Source organism: Halomonas sp., assembly GCF_034520545.1.
Classification (GTDB): Bacteria; Pseudomonadota; Gammaproteobacteria; order Pseudomonadales; family Halomonadaceae; genus Halomonas.
The window spans coordinates 145,045-165,140 of sequence record NZ_JAXHNN010000010.1 but is presented as its reverse complement, the minus strand read 5'-3'; the positions used below and the strand labels follow the sequence as shown (position 1 = coordinate 165,140).

Below are 20,096 nucleotides of genomic sequence, written 5' to 3'. Positions count from 1 at the left end.
CCCGGCGCCCTGCTCAGGCCTAGCGTCGTGTCCAGCACTGATGCGACGAGGCGCCAAGCCCGGCCTCGCCCATGACGGGGCCGGCTCCTTTCGACGTTCTCCCGGGGCAAGACCCCGTCATGCACACAGGGTGTTCCATGGCTTTCGACAACCGCCGCCTGGCCGAACTGGCCGCTCACGATGCCTTCCTTCAACGCCACAACGGACCCGCCGCCTCCGACGTCGACGGCATGCTCGCCACCCTGGGCATGGAGAGCCTGCCTGCGCTGCTCGAGGCCACCGTCCCCGCGGGCATCCGGCTGGAGCGTGAGCTGGACCTGGACCCGCCCAAGAGCGAGGCCGAGGCCTTGGACTACCTGCAGCGCCTGGCCCACCAGAATCGGGTCGTCAAGAGCTATATAGGCCAGGGCTATTACGATACTCACCTGCCGACCGTGATTCAGCGTAACGTGCTGGAGAATCCCGGCTGGTACACCGCCTACACCCCCTACCAGCCGGAGATCTCCCAGGGCCGCCTGGAGGGCCTGCTCAATTTCCAGCAGATGGTCATGGACCTCACCGGTATGGAACTGGCCAACGCGTCGCTGCTCGACGAGGCGACCGCAGCCGCCGAGGCCATGGCGCTGTGCAAACGAGCCAACAAGAAGGCCAGGAGCGACACCTTCTTCGTCGCCGAAGACGTCTTCCCCCAGACCCTCGACGTGGTGCGTACTCGCGCCGCCTGGTTCGGCTTCGAGCTGGTGGTGGCCCCCGCCGAGGAACTCGCCGAGCATGAGGTTTTCGGTGCCCTGCTCCAGTATCCGGGCGATAGCGGCCATGTCAGCGACCTTTCGCCACTGCTCGCCTCGGCCCGCGAACGCGACGTGATGACCTGTGTGGTTGCCGACATCATGGGTCTGGTGCTGCTCAAGGAGCCGGGAGCCCTTGGCGCCGACATGGTGGTGGGGTCCTCGCAACGCTTCGGTGTGCCGATGGGCTATGGCGGGCCGCATGCTGCTTTCTTCGCCACCACGGACAAGCTGAAGCGCTCGATCCCGGGGCGCATTATCGGCGTCTCGAAGGACAGCCGCGGCAACACGGCGCTGCGCATGGCCATGCAAACCCGCGAGCAGCACATCCGCCGCGAGAAGGCCACTTCAAACATCTGCACCGCCCAGGCGCTGCTGGCCAACATCGCCGGCTTCTACGCCGTCTACCATGGCGCCGAAGGGTTGCGCACCATCGCCTCGCGTATCCACCGCCTGACGACGATCCTCGCCGAGGGAATCAAGGCCAAGGGCGTCACTCTGGCCCACGACAGCTGGTTCGACACCCTGCGCCTGACCGGCCTGGATGCCGGCAAGCTCCATGGCCGGTCCATGACCCACGACCTCAACCTGCGCTACTTCGACAATGGCGACGTGGGCCTGAGCCTTGATGAGACCACCACCGCCCACGATGTCGCGCATCTGTCTGAACGTGCTCGCTCGGCGAGGAACACGGCCTCTGCGTGCGCGAGCTCGACGCGCGTGCGTCGCGGCGACGCACCACGCGGCATTCCGGCGGCGCCGTGCGAGCGTGAGGACTTCCTGACACACCCGACCTTTCACCGCTACCACAGCGAAACGGAGATGCTGCGCTACCTCAAGCGCCTGGAAAACAAGGACCTGTCGCTGGCCCACGCAATGATCCCGCTGGGCTCGTGCACGATGAAGCTCAATGCCACCAGCGAGATGGTCCCTATCACCTGGCCGGAATTCGCGCGAATCCACCCCTTCGCGCCCCGCAACCAGGTGGCTGGCTACCGGCAGATGATCAATGAACTGGCCGCCTTCCTGGTGGAAATCACTGGCTACGACCACATCTCCATGCAGCCCAATTCAGGCGCCCAGGGCGAATACGCCGGCCTGGTAGCCATCCGTCGCTACCAGGCCGCCGAGGGCGAGGGCCACCGCGATGTATGCCTGATCCCCAGTTCGGCCCACGGCACCAATCCGGCCTCCGCCGCCATGGCGCGGATGAAGGTGGTCGTGGTGGAGTGCGACAGCGACGGCAACATCGATCTCGACGACCTGCGCGTCAAGGCCGAAAAGCACCGCGACGCCCTCTCTGCGATCATGATCACCTACCCCTCCACCCACGGCGTATTCGAGGAGAGCGTGAGCGAGGTTTGCGAGATCGTGCACAAGCACGGTGGCCAGGTGTACATCGACGGCGCCAACATGAATGCCCAGGTAGGTCTGACGCGCCCCGGGGATTTCGGCGGCGATGTATCTCACCTCAACCTGCACAAGACCTTCTGCATTCCCCACGGCGGCGGCGGTCCGGGCATGGGGCCGATCGGCGTAAAGGCCCACCTGGCACCCTTCGTCGCCAACCACCCGCTGGTGACACCGGCTGGACGGCGAGCAGGCAACAGCGGGCCGGTTTCCGCGGCGCCCTGGGGCTGCGCCAGCATCCTGCCGATCTCCTGGGCCTACATCAAGATGATGGGGGCACGCGGCCTGCGCGAGGCCACCGAGCTGGCGATACTCAACGCCAACTACATCGCCCGGCGGCTCGAGGAGCACTACCCGGTGCTCTACAAGGGCAGAAACGGTACCGTGGCCCACGAATGCATCATCGACATCCGCCCGCTCAAGACCGAGTCCGGCATCAACGAGGAGGACATCGCCAAGCGCCTGATGGACTTCGGCTTCCATGCCCCGACCATGTCCTTCCCGGTGCCCGGCACGCTAATGATCGAGCCTACCGAGTCAGAGTCGCGCTACGAGATCGACCGCTTCTGCGACGCCATGATCGCCATCCGCGAGGAGATCCGTCGGGTCGAGGCCGGCGACTGGCCGGCGGACGACAATCCGCTGGTCAATGCTCCGCACACCATGGCCGACCTGATGGACGACGGCTGGGCTCGGCCCTACTCCCGCGAGCTCGCCGCCTTCCCCAGCGAGGCGGTCAAGGCAGCCAAGGTCTGGCCGGCGGTGAACCGCGTCGACAACGTGTTCGGCGACCGGCAGCTGATCTGCTCCTGCCCCAGCATCGACGAGTATCGTGACTGACGACACGCCAAAACAGCAGCGTGCGTCGAGAGCGCTCGTCGAGAGAGAGCAACAGGCCCCGCTGTGGCGGGGCCTGTTGCCGTCAGCGCGGCGTGATACCATCGCGAAAAAGAAAAAGCGCCACGCCGCCATGACGAAAGGAAAACCCCAAGGATGCCCGACACCATTTCCACCACCATCTCGCCGGAAGGCAGCCTCGAGATCCTCTCGCAGCAGGAGGTCGAACGCCTCCACGATACCTCGAAGAGCGGCCTGCACGATCTGCTGCGCAACTGCTCGCTGGCGGTACTCAATTGCGGCAATCTGACCGATGATGGCCTTGCCCTGCTCGAGACCTACCGGGACTTCGACATCGAGGTGCTGCAACAGGACCGCGGCGTACGCCTCAAGATTACCAATGCCCCCGCCGAGGCCTTCGTCGACGGCAAGATGATTCGCGGCATTCGCGAGCACCTCTCAGCGGTACTGCGCGACATCGTCTATGTCTACAACGAGATCCAGACCCGCCATCGTTTCGACCTGGAGACCGCCGAGGGTACCACCAACGCGGTCTTTCACATCCTGCGCAAGGCCGGAACCCTCAAGCCGGGACGCGACCCCAGCCTGGTCGTCTGCTGGGGCGGCCATTCGATCTCCCGTGAGGAGTACGACTACACCAAGTCCGTCGGCTATCATCTGGGGCTTCGCGAGCTGGACATCTGCACCGGCTGCGGGCCCGGCGCCATGAAGGGGCCGATGAAAGGCGCCAACGTGGCTCATGCCAAGCAGCGTCGCACCCAGGGGCGCTACCTGGGGGTCTCGGAGCCCGGAATCATCGCGGCCGAGGCACCCAACCCCATCGTCAACGAGCTGGTGGTGATGCCCGACATCGAAAAGCGCCTCGAAGCATTCGTGCGTCTAGGGCATGGCATCCTGGTGTTCCCGGGCGGCGTGGGCACCGCCGAGGAAATCCTGTACCTGCTGGGAATTCTGCTGCATCCCGACAATGCCGACATGGAGCTGCCGCTGATATTGACTGGGCCTGCCGGCTCTGCCGACTACTTCAAGCGCATTGACGAGTTCCTTGTCTACACCCTGGGCGAGGAAGTGCGCCGGCTCTACCGCATCATCGTCGACGACGCCGTCGAGGTGGCCCGCACCATGCGCAAGAACATCGATACGGTGGCCGAGTATCGCCGCAACCGCCAGGACGCCTTCTACTACAACTGGCGCCTGACCGTGGCCAGGAACTTCCAGGAGCCCTTCGAGCCCACCCACGAGGCCATGGCCGGCCTGGCGCTACACCGGGACCAGCCGGTACACGAACTGGCCGCCAATCTGCGCCGGGCCTTCTCTGGCATCGTTGCCGGCAACGTCAAGGAGCAGGGCATCCGCGCGATAGAGGCCCATGGTCCCTTCCGCCTGCACGCCGAGCCGGAGCTGATGGCCCGCCTCGACGAGCTGCTGGCCTCCTTCGTCGTCCAGGGCCGCATGAAGCTCGCCGGTGATTACGTGCCCTGCTATACGCTGGGCTGAGGGGCAAGCTGCAAGCTGCAAGCTGCAAGCTGCAAGCTGCAAGCTGCAAGTCAGCAGTGTCCAGAAACGAAAAGAGCAAGCCAAGGGGGTCCTTGTGGCTTGCTCCTTGTGGCTTGTGGCTGGCTTACCGCGGCGCCTTCACCCAGAGCGACAGGGCGTGCAGCAGCAGTCCCAGGGTAGCGCCGTGGGATACCAGCAGTTCCCAGCCGAAGAAGTCGCTGGTCAGGGTGTGCCAGAGCGCCATAACGATCGTTCCCGCGACCAGGCTAAGCCCCAGACGACGCAGCAGCGCGGGAAGGCGCGACCGCGCCTCGGCGGAGAGCAACCGCCACTGCAGAAGGATCACCAAAGCCACCACCGCCAGCGCCATGAGCATCACCGAAAGGCGTGTCTCGTGGCCTCCCGCCAGGTAGCGTGGCAGAGTCGCCAGCATCAGAATCCCGAGCCCCAGCAGCAGGCTGAGGCGCTCCGGGGTCGGCGTGGCCCCCACGTCAGGCCACCTTCAGCTGCTGAGCGTCGATCCACTCCTCGACCCAGGGCAAGGCCTCGTCGTCCGCCATGAAGGTCTCCATGGCATCCACCTCGAGGCGTTCACCGAGCCGCAGGGCGCCCTGCCCCTCGAGCAGCGCATCAAGGTGCCGCCCGGCGCCACAGAAGGTCTCGCCGTAGGAACTGTCACCCAGGGCGATGAGACCATAGCGCAGCCCATTGAGGCCGGGACTCTGCTCCTCGAGGTCGCGGGCGAAGGGCACGATATTGCCGGGCAGGTCGCCGCTGCCGGTGGTCGAGACGCAGAACAGCGCCAGATCGGTGGGCGAGCCGACAAGGTCGTCGAGGACAGGTTGATCGAAGATGGCCACCTCGTAGCCGGCCTCCTCGAACAGCGGCTTGACCTGCTCGGCGACATCCAGGGCACCGCCATACATGGTACCTACAAAGATCTTGAGCATGGGCATGTCATGGAATTACCTGAGAATTTCGATCGGATACTAGCATGGGGGTGTGGCATGGGGCCACGCCTTGGCGCCTGCAGTGTCGTCAAAGCCCGAGTACAATGGTCAGCTTTCCCCGGACGTGCACGGAGGCATCATGCAACAGACCTTCGAGACCTGGATCACCCCGATCATGATCGGTGGCCTGATCCTCTTCATGGGCTTCATCATCTGGGACCTGGCGAAGAAATCCCAGGCCGGCCGCTTCGGCACCATCATGCTGTTCGTGGTGCTGGGCGCCGGGATGCTGGGCTATATCCTGAAGGTGGTCATTACCTGGATACTAGAGAGCGGCAACGGCGTCTGAAGATGCGGCGACGTCCGGTCATCAAGCGTCCAGGAACCGATAGATGACGCCACTCCAAGGAGTGGCGTCATTCGTGGTCAAAAAGAAGATCAGTGGGCCTCGCCAAGATACTCCTCGACCTGGCTCTTGAGCTTCTGGCCGGGGCGGAAAGTGACCACACGCCGTGCCGAGATCGGGATCTCTTCGCCGGTCTTTGGATTACGACCGGGTCGTTCGCGCTTGTCGCGCAGGTCGAAGTTGCCGAAGCCCGAAAGCTTGACCTGCTCGTTCTCACGGAGGCAGCCGCGTATTTCCTCGAAGAAGGCCTCCACCATGGACTTGGCCTCACGCTTGGAGAGGCCAAGTTCGGCGTGCAGATGTTCGGCCAGTTCCGCCTTGGTCAACGCACCCATGTTGTCGTCCTCATGGCGCTGGTCCTGCCTATCGACGAGATGCACGAAGCTCAGGCACGCAACTCCGCTCCCAGATGCTGACGCGATTCCACGACGATGACATCAACCAACTGATTGATTTCCTCGTCATTGAGCGTGCGCGATGGATGCTGCCAGGTCAAGCCCAGAGCCACGCTCTTGAGGCCTTCCGGCACTCCCTTGCCTTGATAGACATCGAACAGGTGAGACTCCACGAGCCACTCGCCGGCCTGGGCGCGGATGGTATCAAGCAGCGACTGCACCGGCAGCCCCTCATCAATCAGGAAGGCCAGGTCGCGACGCACCTCGGGATGGCGCGAAAGAGGCGTGAAGGCCGGAACCCGGCCCTGGGTCAAAGCATCGAGCCGCACCTCGAAGAGCAGCGCATCGACCTTGAGGCCAAGTTTCGCGCGCACTGCCGGATGAAGGGTGCCGATCCAGCCGGCCTCCTCGCCGCGATGCAGGATGCGGGCGCACTGGCCGGGATGCAGGGCCGGATGCTCGCCGGGCTCGAAACGCCACGCCTCGGGCTCGCCGAGGGCCAGCAGGCTCTCCAGATCGCCCTTGAGGTCGAAGAAGTCGACCGGCTCCCTGCCACCGCTCCAACCCTCCGGCTCGCGAGACCCGCAGACCAGCGCCCCGAGCATCGGGGTCTGGTGCAAGTGGTCGAGCTCACCGCGGAAGGTAAGGCCCGTCTCGAACAATCGCACCCGGCTCTGCTGGCGATTGAGGTTATGCTGCAGGGCCCGCACCAGTCCCGGAAAGAGGCTCGCGCGCATTACCGACAGATCGCTGGAGATGGGGTTGGCCAGCGTCGGCGACACCGCCTCGGGATGCAGCGCCTGCTGCAGCTCGGGGGCGACGAAGCTATAGGTCACGGCCTCCTGGTAGCCGCGCGCGACCATCTGGCGGCGCAACCGTGCCAAGGAGGTATGTGCTTCTCGGGCCGGACGCAAGGCCAGGCGAACCAGGGGACGGCGCACTGGCAAACGATTGTAGCCGTGAATGCGCGCCACCTCCTCGATCAGATCCTCCTCGATGGCGATGTCGAAGCGCCAGCTGGGGACCTGTACGGTCCAGGCCTGATCGGTGGACTCGACCACCAGACCCAGGCGCTCGAGAATCTCGGTGACCTCTTCATGGGGCAGCGACTTGCCCAGCGCCTGCTCCAGGCGCGACGCCCGCAGACTCGCCCGGCGGCCGTCCGGCAGGTGTGGCTCACTTGCGACCTCGACCAGCGGCCCGGGCTCGCCACCGGTGATCGCCAGCAGCAGAACGGTGGCCCGCTCGGCAGCCTCGCGGGCCAGGCAGGGGTCGACACCGCGCTCGAAGCGGTGCGAGGCATCGGTATGCAGGCCATAGGAGCGCGCCTGAGCGGCGACCGCCAGCGGTGAGAAGAAGGCCGACTCGAGGAAGACATCGCGAGTCTCGGGGCTTACACCCGAGTGCTCACCGCCCATGACCCCGGCGATGGCCAGCGGACCACGTTCGTCGGCGATCACCAGAGTAGTGCCGTTCAGGGTAATCTCCTGACCGTCCAGCAGCACCAGGCGCTCACCTTCCCGTGCCAGCCGCACGACCACGCTGTCGTGCAGGTTGGCGCGATCGAAGGCATGCAGTGGCTGGCCGAGCTCGAGCATCACGTAGTTGGTGACATCCACCACCGGGTCGATCGAGCGGATACCACTGCGCCGCAGCCGTTCGACCATCCACAGCGGGGTCTCGGCGGTGACATCGACGTCCTTGATCAAGCGACCGATGTAGCGCGGACAGCGCTCCGCGTCCTCGACGCGTACCGGGAAGGCCTCGTCGTGAGTGGGGCTCACGGGAGCCAGATCGGGTCCCTCGACGGCCAGACGGTTGAGCACGCCGACCTCGCGTGCCAGCCCCTTGACGCTCAAGCAGTCTCCGCGGTTCGGCGTCAGGTCCACCTCGATGGTGTGGTCGTCGAGGCCCATGAAGTCACGGAACCCCTCGCCCACCGGTGCGCTGGCCGGCAGCACCAGGATTCCCGTGGAGGTCTCCTCCTCTAGGCCCAGCTCGGACGCCGAGCAGATCATGCCGCGGGACTCGACGCCACGCAGTCGAGCCTGCTTGATCGTGAAATCACCAGGTAGCACCGCACCAACCCGGGCAAAGGGAACCTTCTGCCCCACGGCCACATTGGGCGCCCCGCAGACCACCTGGGCGGGCTCGCCACTACCGTCTTCGACCCGGCAGACGTTGAGCTTGTCGGCATCGGGGTGCGGCTCCTTACCGACCACCTCCGCTACCACGACCTCGCTGAAGGCGGCGGCCACCGGGTCAACGGCATCGACTTCCAGGCCGGCCATGGTGATCTGGTCGGCCAGCGCTTGGGTGGAGAGCGCCGGCGAGACCCAGTCACGCAGCCACTGTTCGGAAAATTTCATGTCAGATCCTATCGGTGTGTTCTGCTCATCCGGGGGTCGATCAGGCGAACTGCCTGAGAAAGCGCAGGTCGTTGTCGAAGAACAACCGCAGGTCGTTGACGCCATAACGCAACATGGCAAGGCGCTCGGCGCCCATGCCGAAGGCGAAGCCCGTGTAGCGCTCGGCATCGATCCCGGAGTGCCGGAACACCTCGGGATGCACCATCCCGCAGCCCATGACTTCCAGCCAGCCGCTGTGGGAGCAGACCCGGCAACCTTCGCCACTACACATCACGCACTGGATGTCGACCTCGGCCGAGGGCTCGGTGAAGGGGAAGTAGGAAGGCCGGAAGCGCACCGAGAGGTCATCACGCTCGAAGAAGGCGTGAAGGAAATCCTGGATAGTGCCCTTGAGGTCGGCGAAGCTGACGTCCTCGTCGACCAGCAATCCTTCCACCTGGTGGAACATGGGGGTATGGGTCAGGTCGGAATCGCTGCGATAGACGCGCCCAGGACAGACGATACGGATCGGTGGCTCGGCCTCCTTCATGGTCCGCACTTGCACCGGCGAGGTATGGGTCCTCAGCAGCCGGGTGGCATCGAAGTAGAAGGTATCGGCCATGCCCCGCGCCGGATGGTGGGCAGGAATATTGAGGGCCTCGAAGTTGTGGTAGTCGTCCTCGATCTCGGGACCGACCGCCACATCATAGCCAATGCGGGTGAAGAGTCCCTCGATGCGCTCCAGCGTCAGCGTCACCGGGTGCAGGCCACCGCTGGGCTGGCCGCGTCCCGGCAGGGTCACGTCGAGGCGCTCGGCCGCCAGGCGCGACTCGAGGGCCGCCTTTTCCAGCGCTTGACGCCGCTCGTCCAGTTCCTGGCCCAGAGCTTGTTTAGCCTGGTTGATCTGCTCGCCCGCAGCCGGGCGCTCCTCGGCAGGCAACTTGCCGAGCCCCTTGAGCAGTGCGGTGATCTCGCCCTTCTTGCCGAGATAGCGGACGCGCAGGTCGTCCAGTGCGGCCAGGCTGTCGGCGGCGTGGATGGCGTTGCGGGCCTCGGCAACCAGAGTGGGAAGGTGGTCCATCCGTTGAACTCCGAAGTCTTTCAAAAAAGCACTCGTTCAAAAAAACAGGGGAAGAGCGGCTGCTCTTCCCCTGCGACGATCATGGTCCGGCGACGTATACCGCGGCCGAACAAGGGTCGACGTCCCTTACTGGGCAGCCTTGGCCTTCTCGACGATGGCGGCAAACGCAGCCTTCTCGTGAACGGCCAGATCGGCCAGCACCTTGCGGTCGATCTCGATTCCGGCCTTCTTCAGACCGCCCACGAAACGGCTGTAGGACAGGCCGTGCTGACGGGCACCGGCATTGATGCGCTGAATCCACAGAGCGCGGAACTGGCGCTTGCGCTGGCGACGGTCGCGATAGGCGTACTGACCGGCCTTGATGACGGCCTGCTTGGCTACGCGGAAAACGCGACTGCGGGCACCGTAGTAGCCCTTGGCCTGCTTGAGAATCTTCTTGTGACGACGACGGGCGACAACACCACGCTTGACACGAGTCATGACTTACTCCTGACGAAAAATATGTTCACCCAAGGGGTTACAGGTTCGGCAACATCCGCTGGATGAGCGGCTTGTCGGCGTCATGGATCTGCTTCATACCGCGCAGATGACGCTTCCGCTTGGTGGACTTCTTGGTCAGGATGTGACTGCGAAACGACTGCTTGTGCTTGAAGCCGTTGGCCGTCTTCTTGAAGCGCTTGGCGGCGCCACTGTTGCTCTTGATTTTCGGCATGAGATCAACTCCGCTCGAGGTTTTTTCAGAAAACCCGTGGCCGACGGAAGGTCTTGCAGTCTTCCGCCCGTTGGACTGGCCATCGGATGACTTCTTCTATTACTGCTACTGCTTCTTCTTGGGGGCAATGATCATGGTCATCTGACGCCCTTCCATCTTGGGGAAGGACTCCACGGTCCCGATCTCCTCGAGATCGGCGGCAATCCGTTCCATCAGCTTGCGCCCGATGTCCTGGTGTGCCATTTCACGACCGCGGAAACGCAACGTGACCTTGCCCTTGTCGCCACCTTCGAGAAAACGGATCAGGTTCTTCATCTTGACCTGATAGTCGCCCTCGTCGGTACCAGGCCGGAATTTCACTTCCTTGACCTGAATCTGCTTCGTCTTCTTCTTCTGAGCAGCCTTCTGCTTCTTCTGCTCAAAGACGAATTTACCGTAATCCATGATCTTGCAGACTATCGGATCGGCATTGGAAATCTGCACGAGGTCCATACCGGCCGCTTCGGCTCGCTCCAGCGCTTCGCTGGTGGGCACGATGCCCATCTGCTCGCCGTCGCTGTCGATCAGGCGAACCTGATCTTCGGTAATCCGCTCGTTCATGGGGGGACGCTTGTCTTGAACACGTCCTCTTGGGTTGCTTCGCTTGATGGTTCAGTCTCCACTTCAGCTTGGGAAGATGTCGCTATTGCCGCTCGGCCCGAACACGATCGATGAAGGCATCCGCCGTCATTGTACCAAGATTCTCGCCGCTACGCGTACGCACGGCCACCGAGTCGGACTCGACTTCCTTATCTCCCACCACCAGGAGATAGGGGACCTTCTGCAACGTATGCTCGCGGATTTTAAAGCCGATCTTCTCGTTCCTCAAGTCCGACTTGACGCGCAGACCGATTTTCTGCAAACGCGCCACCACCGATGACGCATGATCGCGCTGCGCATCGGTGATGGTCATGACCACTGCCTGCTGGGGTGCCAGCCAGAGCGGCATGGCCCCCGCATAGTGCTCGATGAGGATGCCGAGGAAGCGCTCGAAGGAGCCGAGGATCGCCCGGTGCAGCATCACCGGGGTCTTGCGGACACCGTCCTCGTCGACGAACTGGGCCCCCAACCGCCCCGGCAGATTGAAGTCGAGTTGCAGGGTACCGCACTGCCAGACCCGATTGAGGCAGTCGCGCAGCGAAAACTCGATCTTGGGACCGTAGAAGGCCCCCTCGCCGGGCTGCAGTTCCCAATCGAGGCCGGTAGCGTTGAGCGCGGCCTCAAGGCCTGCCTCGGCACGGTCCCAGAGTTCCGGCTCGCCCATGAATCCCTCGGGGCGCGTGGAGAGCTTGAGCTCGACGTCGTCGAAGCCGAGCTCCCGGTAGACCTGAAGGGTCAGTTCAATGAAGGCCTCGGCCTCGGACTGGATCTGCCCTTCGGTGCAGAAGATATGGGCATCGTCCTGAGTGAACCCGCGCACCCGCATCAGGCCATGCAGGGAGCCGGAGGGCTCGTTGCGATGGCAGCTGCCGAACTCGGCCAGGCGCAACGGCAGGTCCCGATAGCTCTTCAGGCCTTGGTTGAACACCTGCACGTGGCAGGGGCAGTTCATCGGCTTGATGGCGTACTCGCGCTTCTCCGACTCGGTGGTGAACATCAGGTCGCTGTAGTGACCCCAGTGGCCGGACGCCTTCCACAGCGAGAGATCGACCACCTGGGGCGTCTTGATCTCCTGATAGCCGCTCTCGACCTGCACGCGGCGCATGTACTGCTCCAGGGCCTGGTAAATCGTCCAGCCATTAGGGTGCCAGAAGACCATGCCCGGCGCCTCCTCCTGCAGATGGAAGAGATCCATCTTCTTGGCCAGCTTGCGATGGTCACGCTTCTCGGCTTCCTCGAGCCGCTTCAGGTAAGCCTTGAGCTGCTTCTTGTCGGGCCAGGCCGTGCCGTAGATGCGTGTCAGCATCGGGTTCTCGGCATTGCCGCGCCAATAGGCACCGGACAGCTTGGTCAGCTTGAACGCCTTGAGGTGCCGAGTATTGGGCACGTGCGGCCCGCGGCACATGTCCACGTACTCCTCGTGATGATAGAGACGAATCGTCTCTCCCTCGGGAATATCGCGCACGATCTCCTGCTTGTAGGGTTCTTCGCGATGCAGGAAGGTCAGCATGGCCTGATCCCGATCGACGTACTCCCGCACCACGTCGTACTCATGGTCGATGAGCGCCTTCATGCGCGCCTCGATCACTTCGAGGTCCTCGGGGGTGACCGAACGTCCGAAGTCGATGTCGTAATAGAACCCGTCCTCGATCACCGGCCCGATGGCCATCTTGGCTTCGGGATAGAGCTGCTTGACCGCATGGCCGATGAGGTGGGCACAGGAGTGGCGAATAACCTCGAGGCCTTCCGGGTCGCGGGCGGTGAGAATCGCCACGTCGGCGTCACGGTCAATGACATCGGCGGCGTCCACCTGAAGGCCGTCGATCTTGCCGGCCACGCAAGCCTTGGCAAGACCGGGGCCGATGCTCTCGGCCAGTTGCATCACGGTGAGGGAGGCCTCGAAGGATCTCTGACTGCCGTCGGGCAGGGTCACGATGGGCATGAAGGGTTCCTTGTGCGCAGTGGTGATCCATACCAGGGATCACGTGTCGCCAGAAGAATGGTCGAGGAAAAAACGAGGCTTAGCCTAGCAGAAAGGCACCCTGTGGCGCCACGGTGGGCCATGGCATCCGGCAAGAGAAAAGGCGCCCGAAGGCGCCTTTTCTCATCTTGCGATGCTCGATCTTGCGTCAGCCCCGGAACCCTCCCGAGGCCGTGGGTCGGATCAAGTCGGGATTATTGCCACTCGCCCAGTTCCACGCGACGGTTCATAGCACGACCCGCATCGGTATCGTTGCTGGCCACCGGCTGCGACTCACCGTAACCGATGGTACGCATACGCTCGGCGTCGACACCCTGACGCATCAGGTAATCCGCCACGGAATCCGCACGTGCCTGGGACAGATCCTGGTTGTAGGAATCGCTACCCATGGAGTCGGTGTGACCTTCGATGCGGACACGGACGTTCGGGTTGGAACGCAGCTTCTGGGCCACGCCGGTAAGGATCTGCTCGGCACCCATGGTCAAGGTCGCGGAGTCGAATTCGAAGTTGACGTCACGCAGCACCAGGTCGTCAACGCAACCCAGAGCGTTGACCTCGGCACCGGCCGGAGTACCCGGGCACTGGTCCTGGAAGTCCGGAACACCGTCGTTATCGGAATCCAGCGGGCAGCCCACGGCATCCACGGCCACACCGGCCGGGGTTCCCGGGCACTGGTCATTGGCATCGATGACACCATCACCATCGGTATCGAGCGGAGCAGGAGCCGGCGAAGTGTCGGCACACAGCATCGCGCCGATGGTAGCACCCGCCGTGGTGCCGAGGGCAGCACCAGTGTCCTCATCGGAATCGCTGCCAGCAGCATAGCCGAGGCCGCCACCGATTAGCCCGCCGGCCAGACCGCAAACAAACGGATGCATGGAACTGCCGGACGTCGCACCGGACATGGAACCATTACTAGATTGAGAAGCAGAACTGGCGCAGCCTGAGAGGCCGACCACCAGTGCAGAACCGAGCAACAAGCCAGTCGTGGATTTTTTCATGTAAAACTCCTTCTTATTGACTACATCCCGGTGTGACAGTTCAACGCCTTCACCATCCGGGGTTCCGAGGAATGACCCGAGGGAAGCGGATCCCCAATCCACTTCCTGCCCCTACCAAGAAAGCACGAAAAAGCTCTCTCGGCCAGTGCCGTCCTTCGATGGCCAAGGACTCCGACGGAATATAAGCCATCTACAAGATTGTACAAGCTTGCCGCACAGAACGAGAGGTTGCAATCAAAGAGTGATGCATGACCGCAATAAACATCGCGATGAAACGCATCAAAGGACATGGCAACGTATCTCTCAGTGCAGGTTGTTCGGCCAACCACGGCGAAATTCCACCACCGCCGCTGCTGCTTTGAGTACCGGCTCGCGGAACTCCTCCTCCACTGCCAGGCGCTCACGATCCTCGCGTATGCGATCGCGTGGGCTGAGCGCCTGACGGGCGGAATGGGTATGCAGGTGGCGAGTGCGACGATGCACATCGTCGAAGGCCTGAAAGTCGGGTCGCTCGGTCAATGTCTCGTCGAGAATCTCCAGCAGTACCTTGCAGCGCCAACTTCCTTCAGTGATATCGACCTGCTCCTGCACCAGTGCCGAAGCGACCATCTCAAGATTTTCCAGACAGTTGCGATGAGCGCGCTGCAATTCCTCCTTGCGGAAGGCCTTGCGCCGCTGCACCTCCTTCCAGAGGGTATAAGCATAGGCCCCGAGGCCGGCGATGATGACCAGCGCCAGGCCGAGTAGTGATAGTGCCAGCGTAGTGCTCATTGGCATGTTCCAGTCGATTATTTACATGTACAAACATTATACACGGAAAAGGTGCCTTTACAAAATAACGGAACAACCGGCACGGGCTTGCTCAGCATGTGGGGTGCCAATACAGCTGAAACCATCATGATGCTGGTGATCGTCTGACGATGGTCGGCATGGTAGTGCTGAAGACACTGGCTGGTGATCAGTCGACAACGGCTAGAAAGCAAGGAGCCCGGCCACCTGGCCGGGCTCCTTGCCTGGAAAGAAAAACGGTAAAGCGCCTTCAGCAATGCATCAGGCGGCCAACATCCAGGCGGTGCCGTAATGGTCCAGCAGCAATACGCCGAAGACACCTAGAATGTAGCGGATGGAGAACCAGAAGGCCGCCAGGGGGGCATTTGGATCATGGCCGCGCCAGACCCGCCAGTTCCACACCATGAAGCGCAGGTTGAGCGCCGTCACTCCCACCAGGTAAAGCTCGCCGCTCATGCCGATGGTGAAAGGCAATAGCGTCACCGCCACCGTCAGCCAGCCATATAGCCAGACCTGCAGTCGCGTGAAGGCTTCGCCATGGGTAACCGGCAGCATCGGTACCCCGGCACGAGCATATTCGTCCCGCTTGTGAATCGCCAGCGCCCAGAAGTGCGGCGGCGTCCAGGCAAAGATGATCAGCATCAGCAACAAGGGTTCGGGGCCCAGCTGGCCGGTGACCGCCGTCCAGCCCAGCAGCGGTGGCGCAGCTCCCGCCACCCCACCGATAACGATGTTCTGCGGCGTGGCATGCTTGAGGAAGGCGGTATAAATCAGCGCATAACCGATCAACGACCCTAAAGTCAGCCAGGCCGTCAGCAGATTGACCTGCCAGGCCAACACTCCGATACCGCAGGCCGACAGCAGTGTCGCCCAGGCCAGCGCCAGCGGCGTGGGCATGCGCTGAGTGGCCAGCGGCCGACGGGCAGTGCGGAGCATCAAGGCATCCAGGCGACGGTCAACCACATGATTGAAGGCAGCGGCGCCTCCCGCAGCCAGGCCGATGCCGATCAGGCCGAACACCACGGCACCGGGGTCCGGCAAAGGCGCCGCCAGCAGCATGCCGACCAGGGTGCAGACCAGCATCACTACCACAACCCGGGGCTTGCACAGCGTATAGAGGTCTCGCCAGCCCCAGCCGGCGAGATGGCCAACCGCCCCACGCTCCATCACGACCTCAGACATGCGCCAACTCCTCCTTCGTTGCAGTTTTACCCGGGCCCGACAGCTCATCAGCTGCCGAGGCCTTCGACCAGCGCCAGTGCCACAGAGCCAGCGTCATGGACACGACCAGCAGCACCGCACCCGCAGTATGCAGCAGGGCCAGCCACAGCGGCAGCCAGGCCAGTACGTTGGCGATGCCGATCACCACCTGAACGGCGTAAGCACCGACCAGCAGTGCCAGCCAGGGACGCATGCCAGCCATCTGCCAATGACGCATGCCGAGCACCAGCAAACTCAGGCCCAGGACCAGGGCGCCGAGCCGATGGCCGACCTGGATGGCAGTGCGCGCCTCGGCATGCAGCTGGCCGTGTAGGTAGTTGGGACCCACCGTCTGGGTCAGGTGAAAACCCTCACTCCAGTCCATCACCGGCCACCACTGGCCATTGCAGGTAGGAAATCCCTGGCAAGCGATACCTGCATAGTTGCTCGAGGCCCAGCCACCCAGTGCGAGCTGCCCAACCAGCAACAGCATGGCCAATCCCCATAGCGGGGTCAGTCGCCGGCGCGGGGCTGCCCCGCTCTCATCGGACGAAAACCGGCGCAGGCGCAGATGCAGCCACAGAAACAGCACCAACACCGTCAGGCCACCCAGCAGGTGCAGGGTCACCACCTGGGGCCAAAGCTTGAGGGTCACCGTGAAGGCCCCGAACGCGCCCTGCAGCAGGATCACCACCAGCAGTGCCAGGCTTGTGGCCCAAGGATACCCTGCTTCACGGCGCCAACGCGCGCCCAGTACCACCAGGGCGATAACCAGCAAACCCAGGGCCGAAGCCAGATAGCGGTGCACCATCTCTACCCAGGCCTTGGCGGACTCCAGCGGCACACCGGGGGAATGGGCCAGAGCGCGCTCGGCATCCGGTACCACCAGAGCGCCGTAACACCCCGGCCAGTCGGGACATCCCAGGCCCGCATCCACCAGGCGTGTCCAGGCCCCCACCAACACCACCAAGGCAGTGAAGACGACTCCTGCCAGACTCAGCGTCACCAGCCATCTACGGCGGCTGTCGTCTCCTGCTGTCGATGCGCTAATCGCCATCGGCACCGCCCCCCACTACGGTCGAGGCCTGGTCGTAGCGTGACGTAGGGGGCTCGGGATTCATGCGCAGAAGGCGGCGCAGATCATCGAGCACGTCTGACGTCGCGACCTCCGGGGAATAGCCGAGCACCGGGCGACCCTCAGGATCGAGGATCCAGAGACGATGAGGCGAGCGCCAATCGGCCTCACCCGTCCACTCCGCCAGAGACGCACCGGGAAGCGGTTCGCCGCCACCACCAATGCGTAGACGACTGACCCGGTCGGCCTCACGGCCCAGGGCGCGATGCAGGCGCCACCAGCGATCGGCATTGGCGTCACATGCCTCTGGGCAGTCGAAGACCAGCCACCAATCGCTCTCGCCTTGCTTCTCCGCGGCTGTCAACGGCCACTGCGAGAGAACGGGAAGCGAGGGCTCGAGCTCGCCATGGGCGGTACGTCCCTCGGGAATCCCGATGCGCCACTCCACCATGCCCCAGGCAACAGCCACCGGCAGCGCGAAGATCGCGAAGAAGGCCAACAACTTGAGGCGCTGGCGTGCGGCATGAGTCATCGAGGAGTCTCCTTGCTCGGAACGGATATCGGATTGGAGCGTTGCGACTGGCGCCGCGCGCCCACCAGCATGATCACCAAGGCGGCCAGAGCCAACCCCCACCATTGGAAGGCATAGCCCAGATGGCGCTCCGGCGGCACCACGCTTGGCTGCCACCAGGACTCGAGATGGCCAGGCCCCTGCTCGAGATGCAACCAGCCAGGATGTGCAAATGCCTGTTCCAGTTCCCAGGCCGAAAGGTCGATACGCTGCAGGCGCTTGCCCTCCTGGTTGGGGCCGAACAATGGCGCTGACTCGCCAGCCAGCTGCCAGCGACCTTCAAGGGTCACCATATCCAGGGGCGTCTCGACCGTTGGGGTTGCTCGACTGGGGCCGGTCGGCAAGAAGCCGCGCTGGACCAGCCAGATACGTCCATTGACGTCACGAAACGGGGTCAGGGGCGCCACCCCCAGGCGACCCTCATGAGTGCGGTTGTCGAGGAACAGGGTCTGATCGGCAAGGTACTCGCCCTGCAGAACCAGCCGCGAGCCCACCGGCGGCGCCGTCACCGGCGCTTCGATCCGCGGAGCGGCCGCCAGGCGAGCAAGATACTCGCGCTTGTCTGCGGCCCGTTCCCACTGCCATAGTCCCAATGCGAGGCCCAGCACTACCAGGCAGGACCAGAACCCCCACCAGCCGATGCGACGTGTCACTGAAGGGCCAGGATGCTCGCCGGAAACCGACCCTTTCTTGGAGCCGTGAATGTTACTCAAGATATTAATTGCCCTTGTCTTTCTGGCCATGGTCACGAGCCTGGCCCTGGGTGCCGGCTTCCTGGTGCGGGACGGCAGCCGCTCACGGCGAGTACTTGTCTCCCTCAAGGTCCGCGTGGCCCTGGCCGTCCTGCTGCTGCTCCTGCTTGGTTACGGTTTCACCCTTGGCAATCTCGGCGGCTGATCGGGAGTTGCTCCTGTTCCTTCGATCAGAATACATAGACGAAGATGAACAGCCCGATCCATACCACGTCGACGAAGTGCCAGTACCAAGCCGCTGCTTCGAAGCCGAAGTGATCGTCGGCCGTGAAGTGCCCGCGGAATACCCGCCACAGCATGACCGCCAAGATAATGGTGCCGATGACCACGTGCAGCCCATGGAAACCGGTCAGCAGGAAGAAGGTGGCACCATAGATACCCGCCTGCAGGGTGATACCGTAATGGGCGTAGGCCTCATAGTACTCCACCCCCTGAATGGTGATGAAGCAGAGCCCCAGCAGCACGGTCACCGTGAGCCAGAAGCGAGCACTGTCGCGGAAGCCTTCCTTGAGGCCCTCGTGGGCAATAGTCAGCGTGATGCTGGAGGAGACAAGGATCAGGGTATTGACCAGCGGCAGATGCCAGGGGCTGAAGGTCTCCTTCGGCCCCTCGATGGAGGGATCCGGGGGGTTGAGCAGCGGCCAGCTGGCGGTAAAGTCCGGCCACAGCAGGGCCGCCACCCCCTTGGCGCCCTCCCCGTCTAGCCAGGGCAGCGCAAAGGTCCGCACGTAGAAGAGCGCCCCGAAGAACGCAGCGAAGAACATTACTTCCGAGAAGATGAACCAGGCCATCCCCCAGCGGAAGGAGCGATCCATCTGGGTATCGTAGAGACCACCCCGTGACTCGAGCACCACATCACGGAACCATAGCGCCATCACCGCCAGCACGCCGACCAGGCCAAGCGCCATGACCGGCATGCCGGCCATGCCGTGCACCAGCACCGTGCCGGTGCCGATCATCATCGCTCCCAGCGCCAACGACGCCAGGATGGGCCACTTGCTGGATTCGGGAACATAGTAGCTGCCACCGCTCATGCGCTGTCTCCTTCTTCGGTCGGCCCGCTGGGCGACACTGCTGCCTGCGCCGGCTGCACGGGGTAAAGGGTGTAGACCAGGGTAACCGTCTTGATGTGGGTCGGCAGATCCCGGGTCAATTGAAAGACCAGCGGTGCCTCCAGGCGCTCGCCGCCCGCTAGACGCTGCTCCTGGAAGCAAAAGCAACTGAGCTTGCGGAGGTGCACCGAGGCTTCCGAGGGTGAGACGCTGGGCACCGCCTTGGCCCGACTGGCATCTCCACCCCGGTTACGGAAGGTGAAGAACACCTCGTTGCTCTGCCCCGGATGTACCCGGACCTGGCGTGTCTCCACATCGAGTTCCCAGGGCAGGCCGGCGCTGGCTCGGGTAATGAACTGCACCGTCACCATCCGCGAGGTGTCGACTTCCTCGTGAACCAGCGCCTGGGCACGGTTGCTGGTCTTGCCATTGAGGCCGGTGACCTCGCAGAAGACGTCATAGAGCGGCACCAGTGCAAAGGCGAAAACGAACATGCCGGCCAGCACCACCAGGGTTCGGGTCACGGTCCGTCGTACCCCTTCCCTGTTCGTTGTCTGCTCATCTTGGCTGGACATGTCGCCCTCCCGCGTC

At 63.4% G+C, this 20,096-nt stretch carries 21 protein-coding genes; 4 read left to right on the top strand and 17 right to left on the bottom strand.

Translation table 11 applies throughout. The features are described from left to right. Positions 1 to 137 precede the first annotated feature (137 nt). Both gcvP and ppnN read left to right on the top strand, forming a co-directional pair. On the top strand, positions 138 to 3,038 hold the full coding sequence (gene gcvP, locus U5L98_RS09285) for an aminomethyl-transferring glycine dehydrogenase (protein ID WP_322558032.1): 2,901 nt from the start codon (positions 138 to 140) through the stop codon (positions 3,036 to 3,038). A 153-nt stretch (positions 3,039 to 3,191) separates the two neighbouring features. Further along, positions 3,192 to 4,553, top strand: coding sequence for a nucleotide 5'-monophosphate nucleosidase PpnN (ppnN, locus tag U5L98_RS09280; protein ID WP_322558031.1), 1,362 nt, complete (start codon positions 3,192 to 3,194; stop codon positions 4,551 to 4,553). A gap of 124 nt (positions 4,554 to 4,677) precedes the next feature. On the opposite strand, the gene U5L98_RS09275 is transcribed toward ppnN, so the two are convergent. Both U5L98_RS09275 and U5L98_RS09270 read right to left on the bottom strand, forming a co-directional pair. Next, positions 4,678 to 5,043: a hypothetical protein gene (locus U5L98_RS09275; protein WP_322558030.1), complete on the bottom strand. Its 366-nt coding sequence runs from the start codon at positions 5,041 to 5,043 to the stop codon at positions 4,678 to 4,680. Position 5,044: 1 nt separating this feature from the next. Next, a complete protein-coding gene (locus U5L98_RS09270) occupies positions 5,045 to 5,509 on the bottom strand; it encodes a flavodoxin domain-containing protein (protein WP_322558029.1) in 465 nt (154 codons plus the stop codon). A gap of 133 nt (positions 5,510 to 5,642) precedes the next feature. On the opposite strand from U5L98_RS09270, the gene U5L98_RS09265 reads away from it, so the two are divergent. Further along, the gene (locus U5L98_RS09265; RefSeq protein ID WP_089709763.1) at positions 5,643 to 5,852 is read left to right on the top strand and encodes a DUF2788 domain-containing protein; all 210 of its coding nucleotides are present in this window, start codon (positions 5,643 to 5,645) and stop codon (positions 5,850 to 5,852) included. 89 nt (positions 5,853 to 5,941) lie between these two features. Here U5L98_RS09265 and ihfA read toward each other — a convergent pair whose 3' ends face one another. The 13 genes from ihfA to U5L98_RS09200 form a co-directional block, all read right to left on the bottom strand. Further along, positions 5,942 to 6,244 (bottom strand): integration host factor subunit alpha, encoded by a 303-nt coding sequence (gene ihfA / locus U5L98_RS09260; protein ID WP_322558028.1) that lies wholly within the window; start codon positions 6,242 to 6,244, stop codon positions 5,942 to 5,944. A gap of 50 nt (positions 6,245 to 6,294) precedes the next feature. Further along, the gene (gene pheT / locus U5L98_RS09255; RefSeq protein ID WP_322558027.1) at positions 6,295 to 8,673 is read right to left on the bottom strand and encodes a phenylalanine--tRNA ligase subunit beta; all 2,379 of its coding nucleotides are present in this window, start codon (positions 8,671 to 8,673) and stop codon (positions 6,295 to 6,297) included. Positions 8,674 to 8,713: 40 nt separating this feature from the next. Next, complete coding sequence (gene pheS / locus U5L98_RS09250) at positions 8,714 to 9,733, bottom strand: phenylalanine--tRNA ligase subunit alpha (RefSeq protein ID WP_322558026.1); 1,020 nt, start codon at positions 9,731 to 9,733, stop codon at positions 8,714 to 8,716. A 126-nt stretch (positions 9,734 to 9,859) separates the two neighbouring features. Beyond that, positions 9,860 to 10,213, bottom strand: a complete 354-nt coding sequence (rplT, locus tag U5L98_RS09245; RefSeq protein WP_021817421.1) for a 50S ribosomal protein L20 — start codon at positions 10,211 to 10,213, stop codon at positions 9,860 to 9,862. A gap of 37 nt (positions 10,214 to 10,250) precedes the next feature. Beyond that, complete coding sequence (gene rpmI / locus U5L98_RS09240) at positions 10,251 to 10,445, bottom strand: 50S ribosomal protein L35 (RefSeq protein ID WP_322558025.1); 195 nt, start codon at positions 10,443 to 10,445, stop codon at positions 10,251 to 10,253. Between the two features lie 105 nt (positions 10,446 to 10,550). Then, positions 10,551 to 11,093 (bottom strand): translation initiation factor IF-3, encoded by a 543-nt coding sequence (infC, locus tag U5L98_RS09235; protein WP_322558935.1) that lies wholly within the window; start codon positions 11,091 to 11,093, stop codon positions 10,551 to 10,553. 34 nt (positions 11,094 to 11,127) lie between these two features. Then, positions 11,128 to 13,026, bottom strand: coding sequence for a threonine--tRNA ligase (gene thrS / locus U5L98_RS09230; protein WP_322558024.1), 1,899 nt, complete (start codon positions 13,024 to 13,026; stop codon positions 11,128 to 11,130). Between the two features lie 233 nt (positions 13,027 to 13,259). Continuing rightward, positions 13,260 to 14,066: an OmpA family protein gene (locus tag U5L98_RS09225; protein ID WP_322558023.1), complete on the bottom strand. Its 807-nt coding sequence runs from the start codon at positions 14,064 to 14,066 to the stop codon at positions 13,260 to 13,262. 303 nt (positions 14,067 to 14,369) lie between these two features. Beyond that, the gene (locus U5L98_RS09220) at positions 14,370 to 14,837 is read right to left on the bottom strand and encodes a DUF2489 domain-containing protein (protein WP_322558022.1); all 468 of its coding nucleotides are present in this window, start codon (positions 14,835 to 14,837) and stop codon (positions 14,370 to 14,372) included. Positions 14,838 to 15,116: 279 nt separating this feature from the next. Further along, positions 15,117 to 16,037, bottom strand: a complete 921-nt coding sequence (gene cyoE, locus U5L98_RS09215; RefSeq protein ID WP_322558021.1) for a heme o synthase — start codon at positions 16,035 to 16,037, stop codon at positions 15,117 to 15,119. After that, positions 16,030 to 17,112 (bottom strand): COX15/CtaA family protein, encoded by a 1,083-nt coding sequence (locus U5L98_RS09210; protein ID WP_322558020.1) that lies wholly within the window; start codon positions 17,110 to 17,112, stop codon positions 16,030 to 16,032. The genes cyoE and U5L98_RS09210 overlap by 8 nt, the downstream gene beginning before the upstream one ends. Further along, positions 17,102 to 17,662 (bottom strand): hypothetical protein, encoded by a 561-nt coding sequence (locus U5L98_RS09205; protein WP_322558019.1) that lies wholly within the window; start codon positions 17,660 to 17,662, stop codon positions 17,102 to 17,104. The genes U5L98_RS09210 and U5L98_RS09205 overlap by 11 nt, the downstream gene beginning before the upstream one ends. Further along, entirely contained in the window at positions 17,659 to 18,354 is a 696-nt protein-coding gene (locus U5L98_RS09200; RefSeq protein WP_322558018.1) for an SURF1 family protein, read from the bottom strand. The genes U5L98_RS09205 and U5L98_RS09200 overlap by 4 nt, the downstream gene beginning before the upstream one ends. 49 nt (positions 18,355 to 18,403) lie before the next feature. Here U5L98_RS09200 and U5L98_RS09195 point away from each other — a divergent pair, with 49 nt between their 5' ends. After that, entirely contained in the window at positions 18,404 to 18,598 is a 195-nt protein-coding gene (locus tag U5L98_RS09195) for a DUF2909 family protein (protein WP_322558017.1), read from the top strand. A gap of 25 nt (positions 18,599 to 18,623) precedes the next feature. Here U5L98_RS09195 and U5L98_RS09190 read toward each other — a convergent pair whose 3' ends face one another. Together U5L98_RS09190 and U5L98_RS09185 are read right to left on the bottom strand one after the other, a co-directional pair. Beyond that, positions 18,624 to 19,487: a cytochrome c oxidase subunit 3 gene (locus U5L98_RS09190; RefSeq protein WP_322558016.1), complete on the bottom strand. Its 864-nt coding sequence runs from the start codon at positions 19,485 to 19,487 to the stop codon at positions 18,624 to 18,626. Next, positions 19,484 to 20,080 (bottom strand): cytochrome c oxidase assembly protein, encoded by a 597-nt coding sequence (locus U5L98_RS09185; protein ID WP_322558015.1) that lies wholly within the window; start codon positions 20,078 to 20,080, stop codon positions 19,484 to 19,486. The genes U5L98_RS09190 and U5L98_RS09185 overlap by 4 nt, the downstream gene beginning before the upstream one ends. Positions 20,081 to 20,096: the final 16 nt, after the last annotated feature.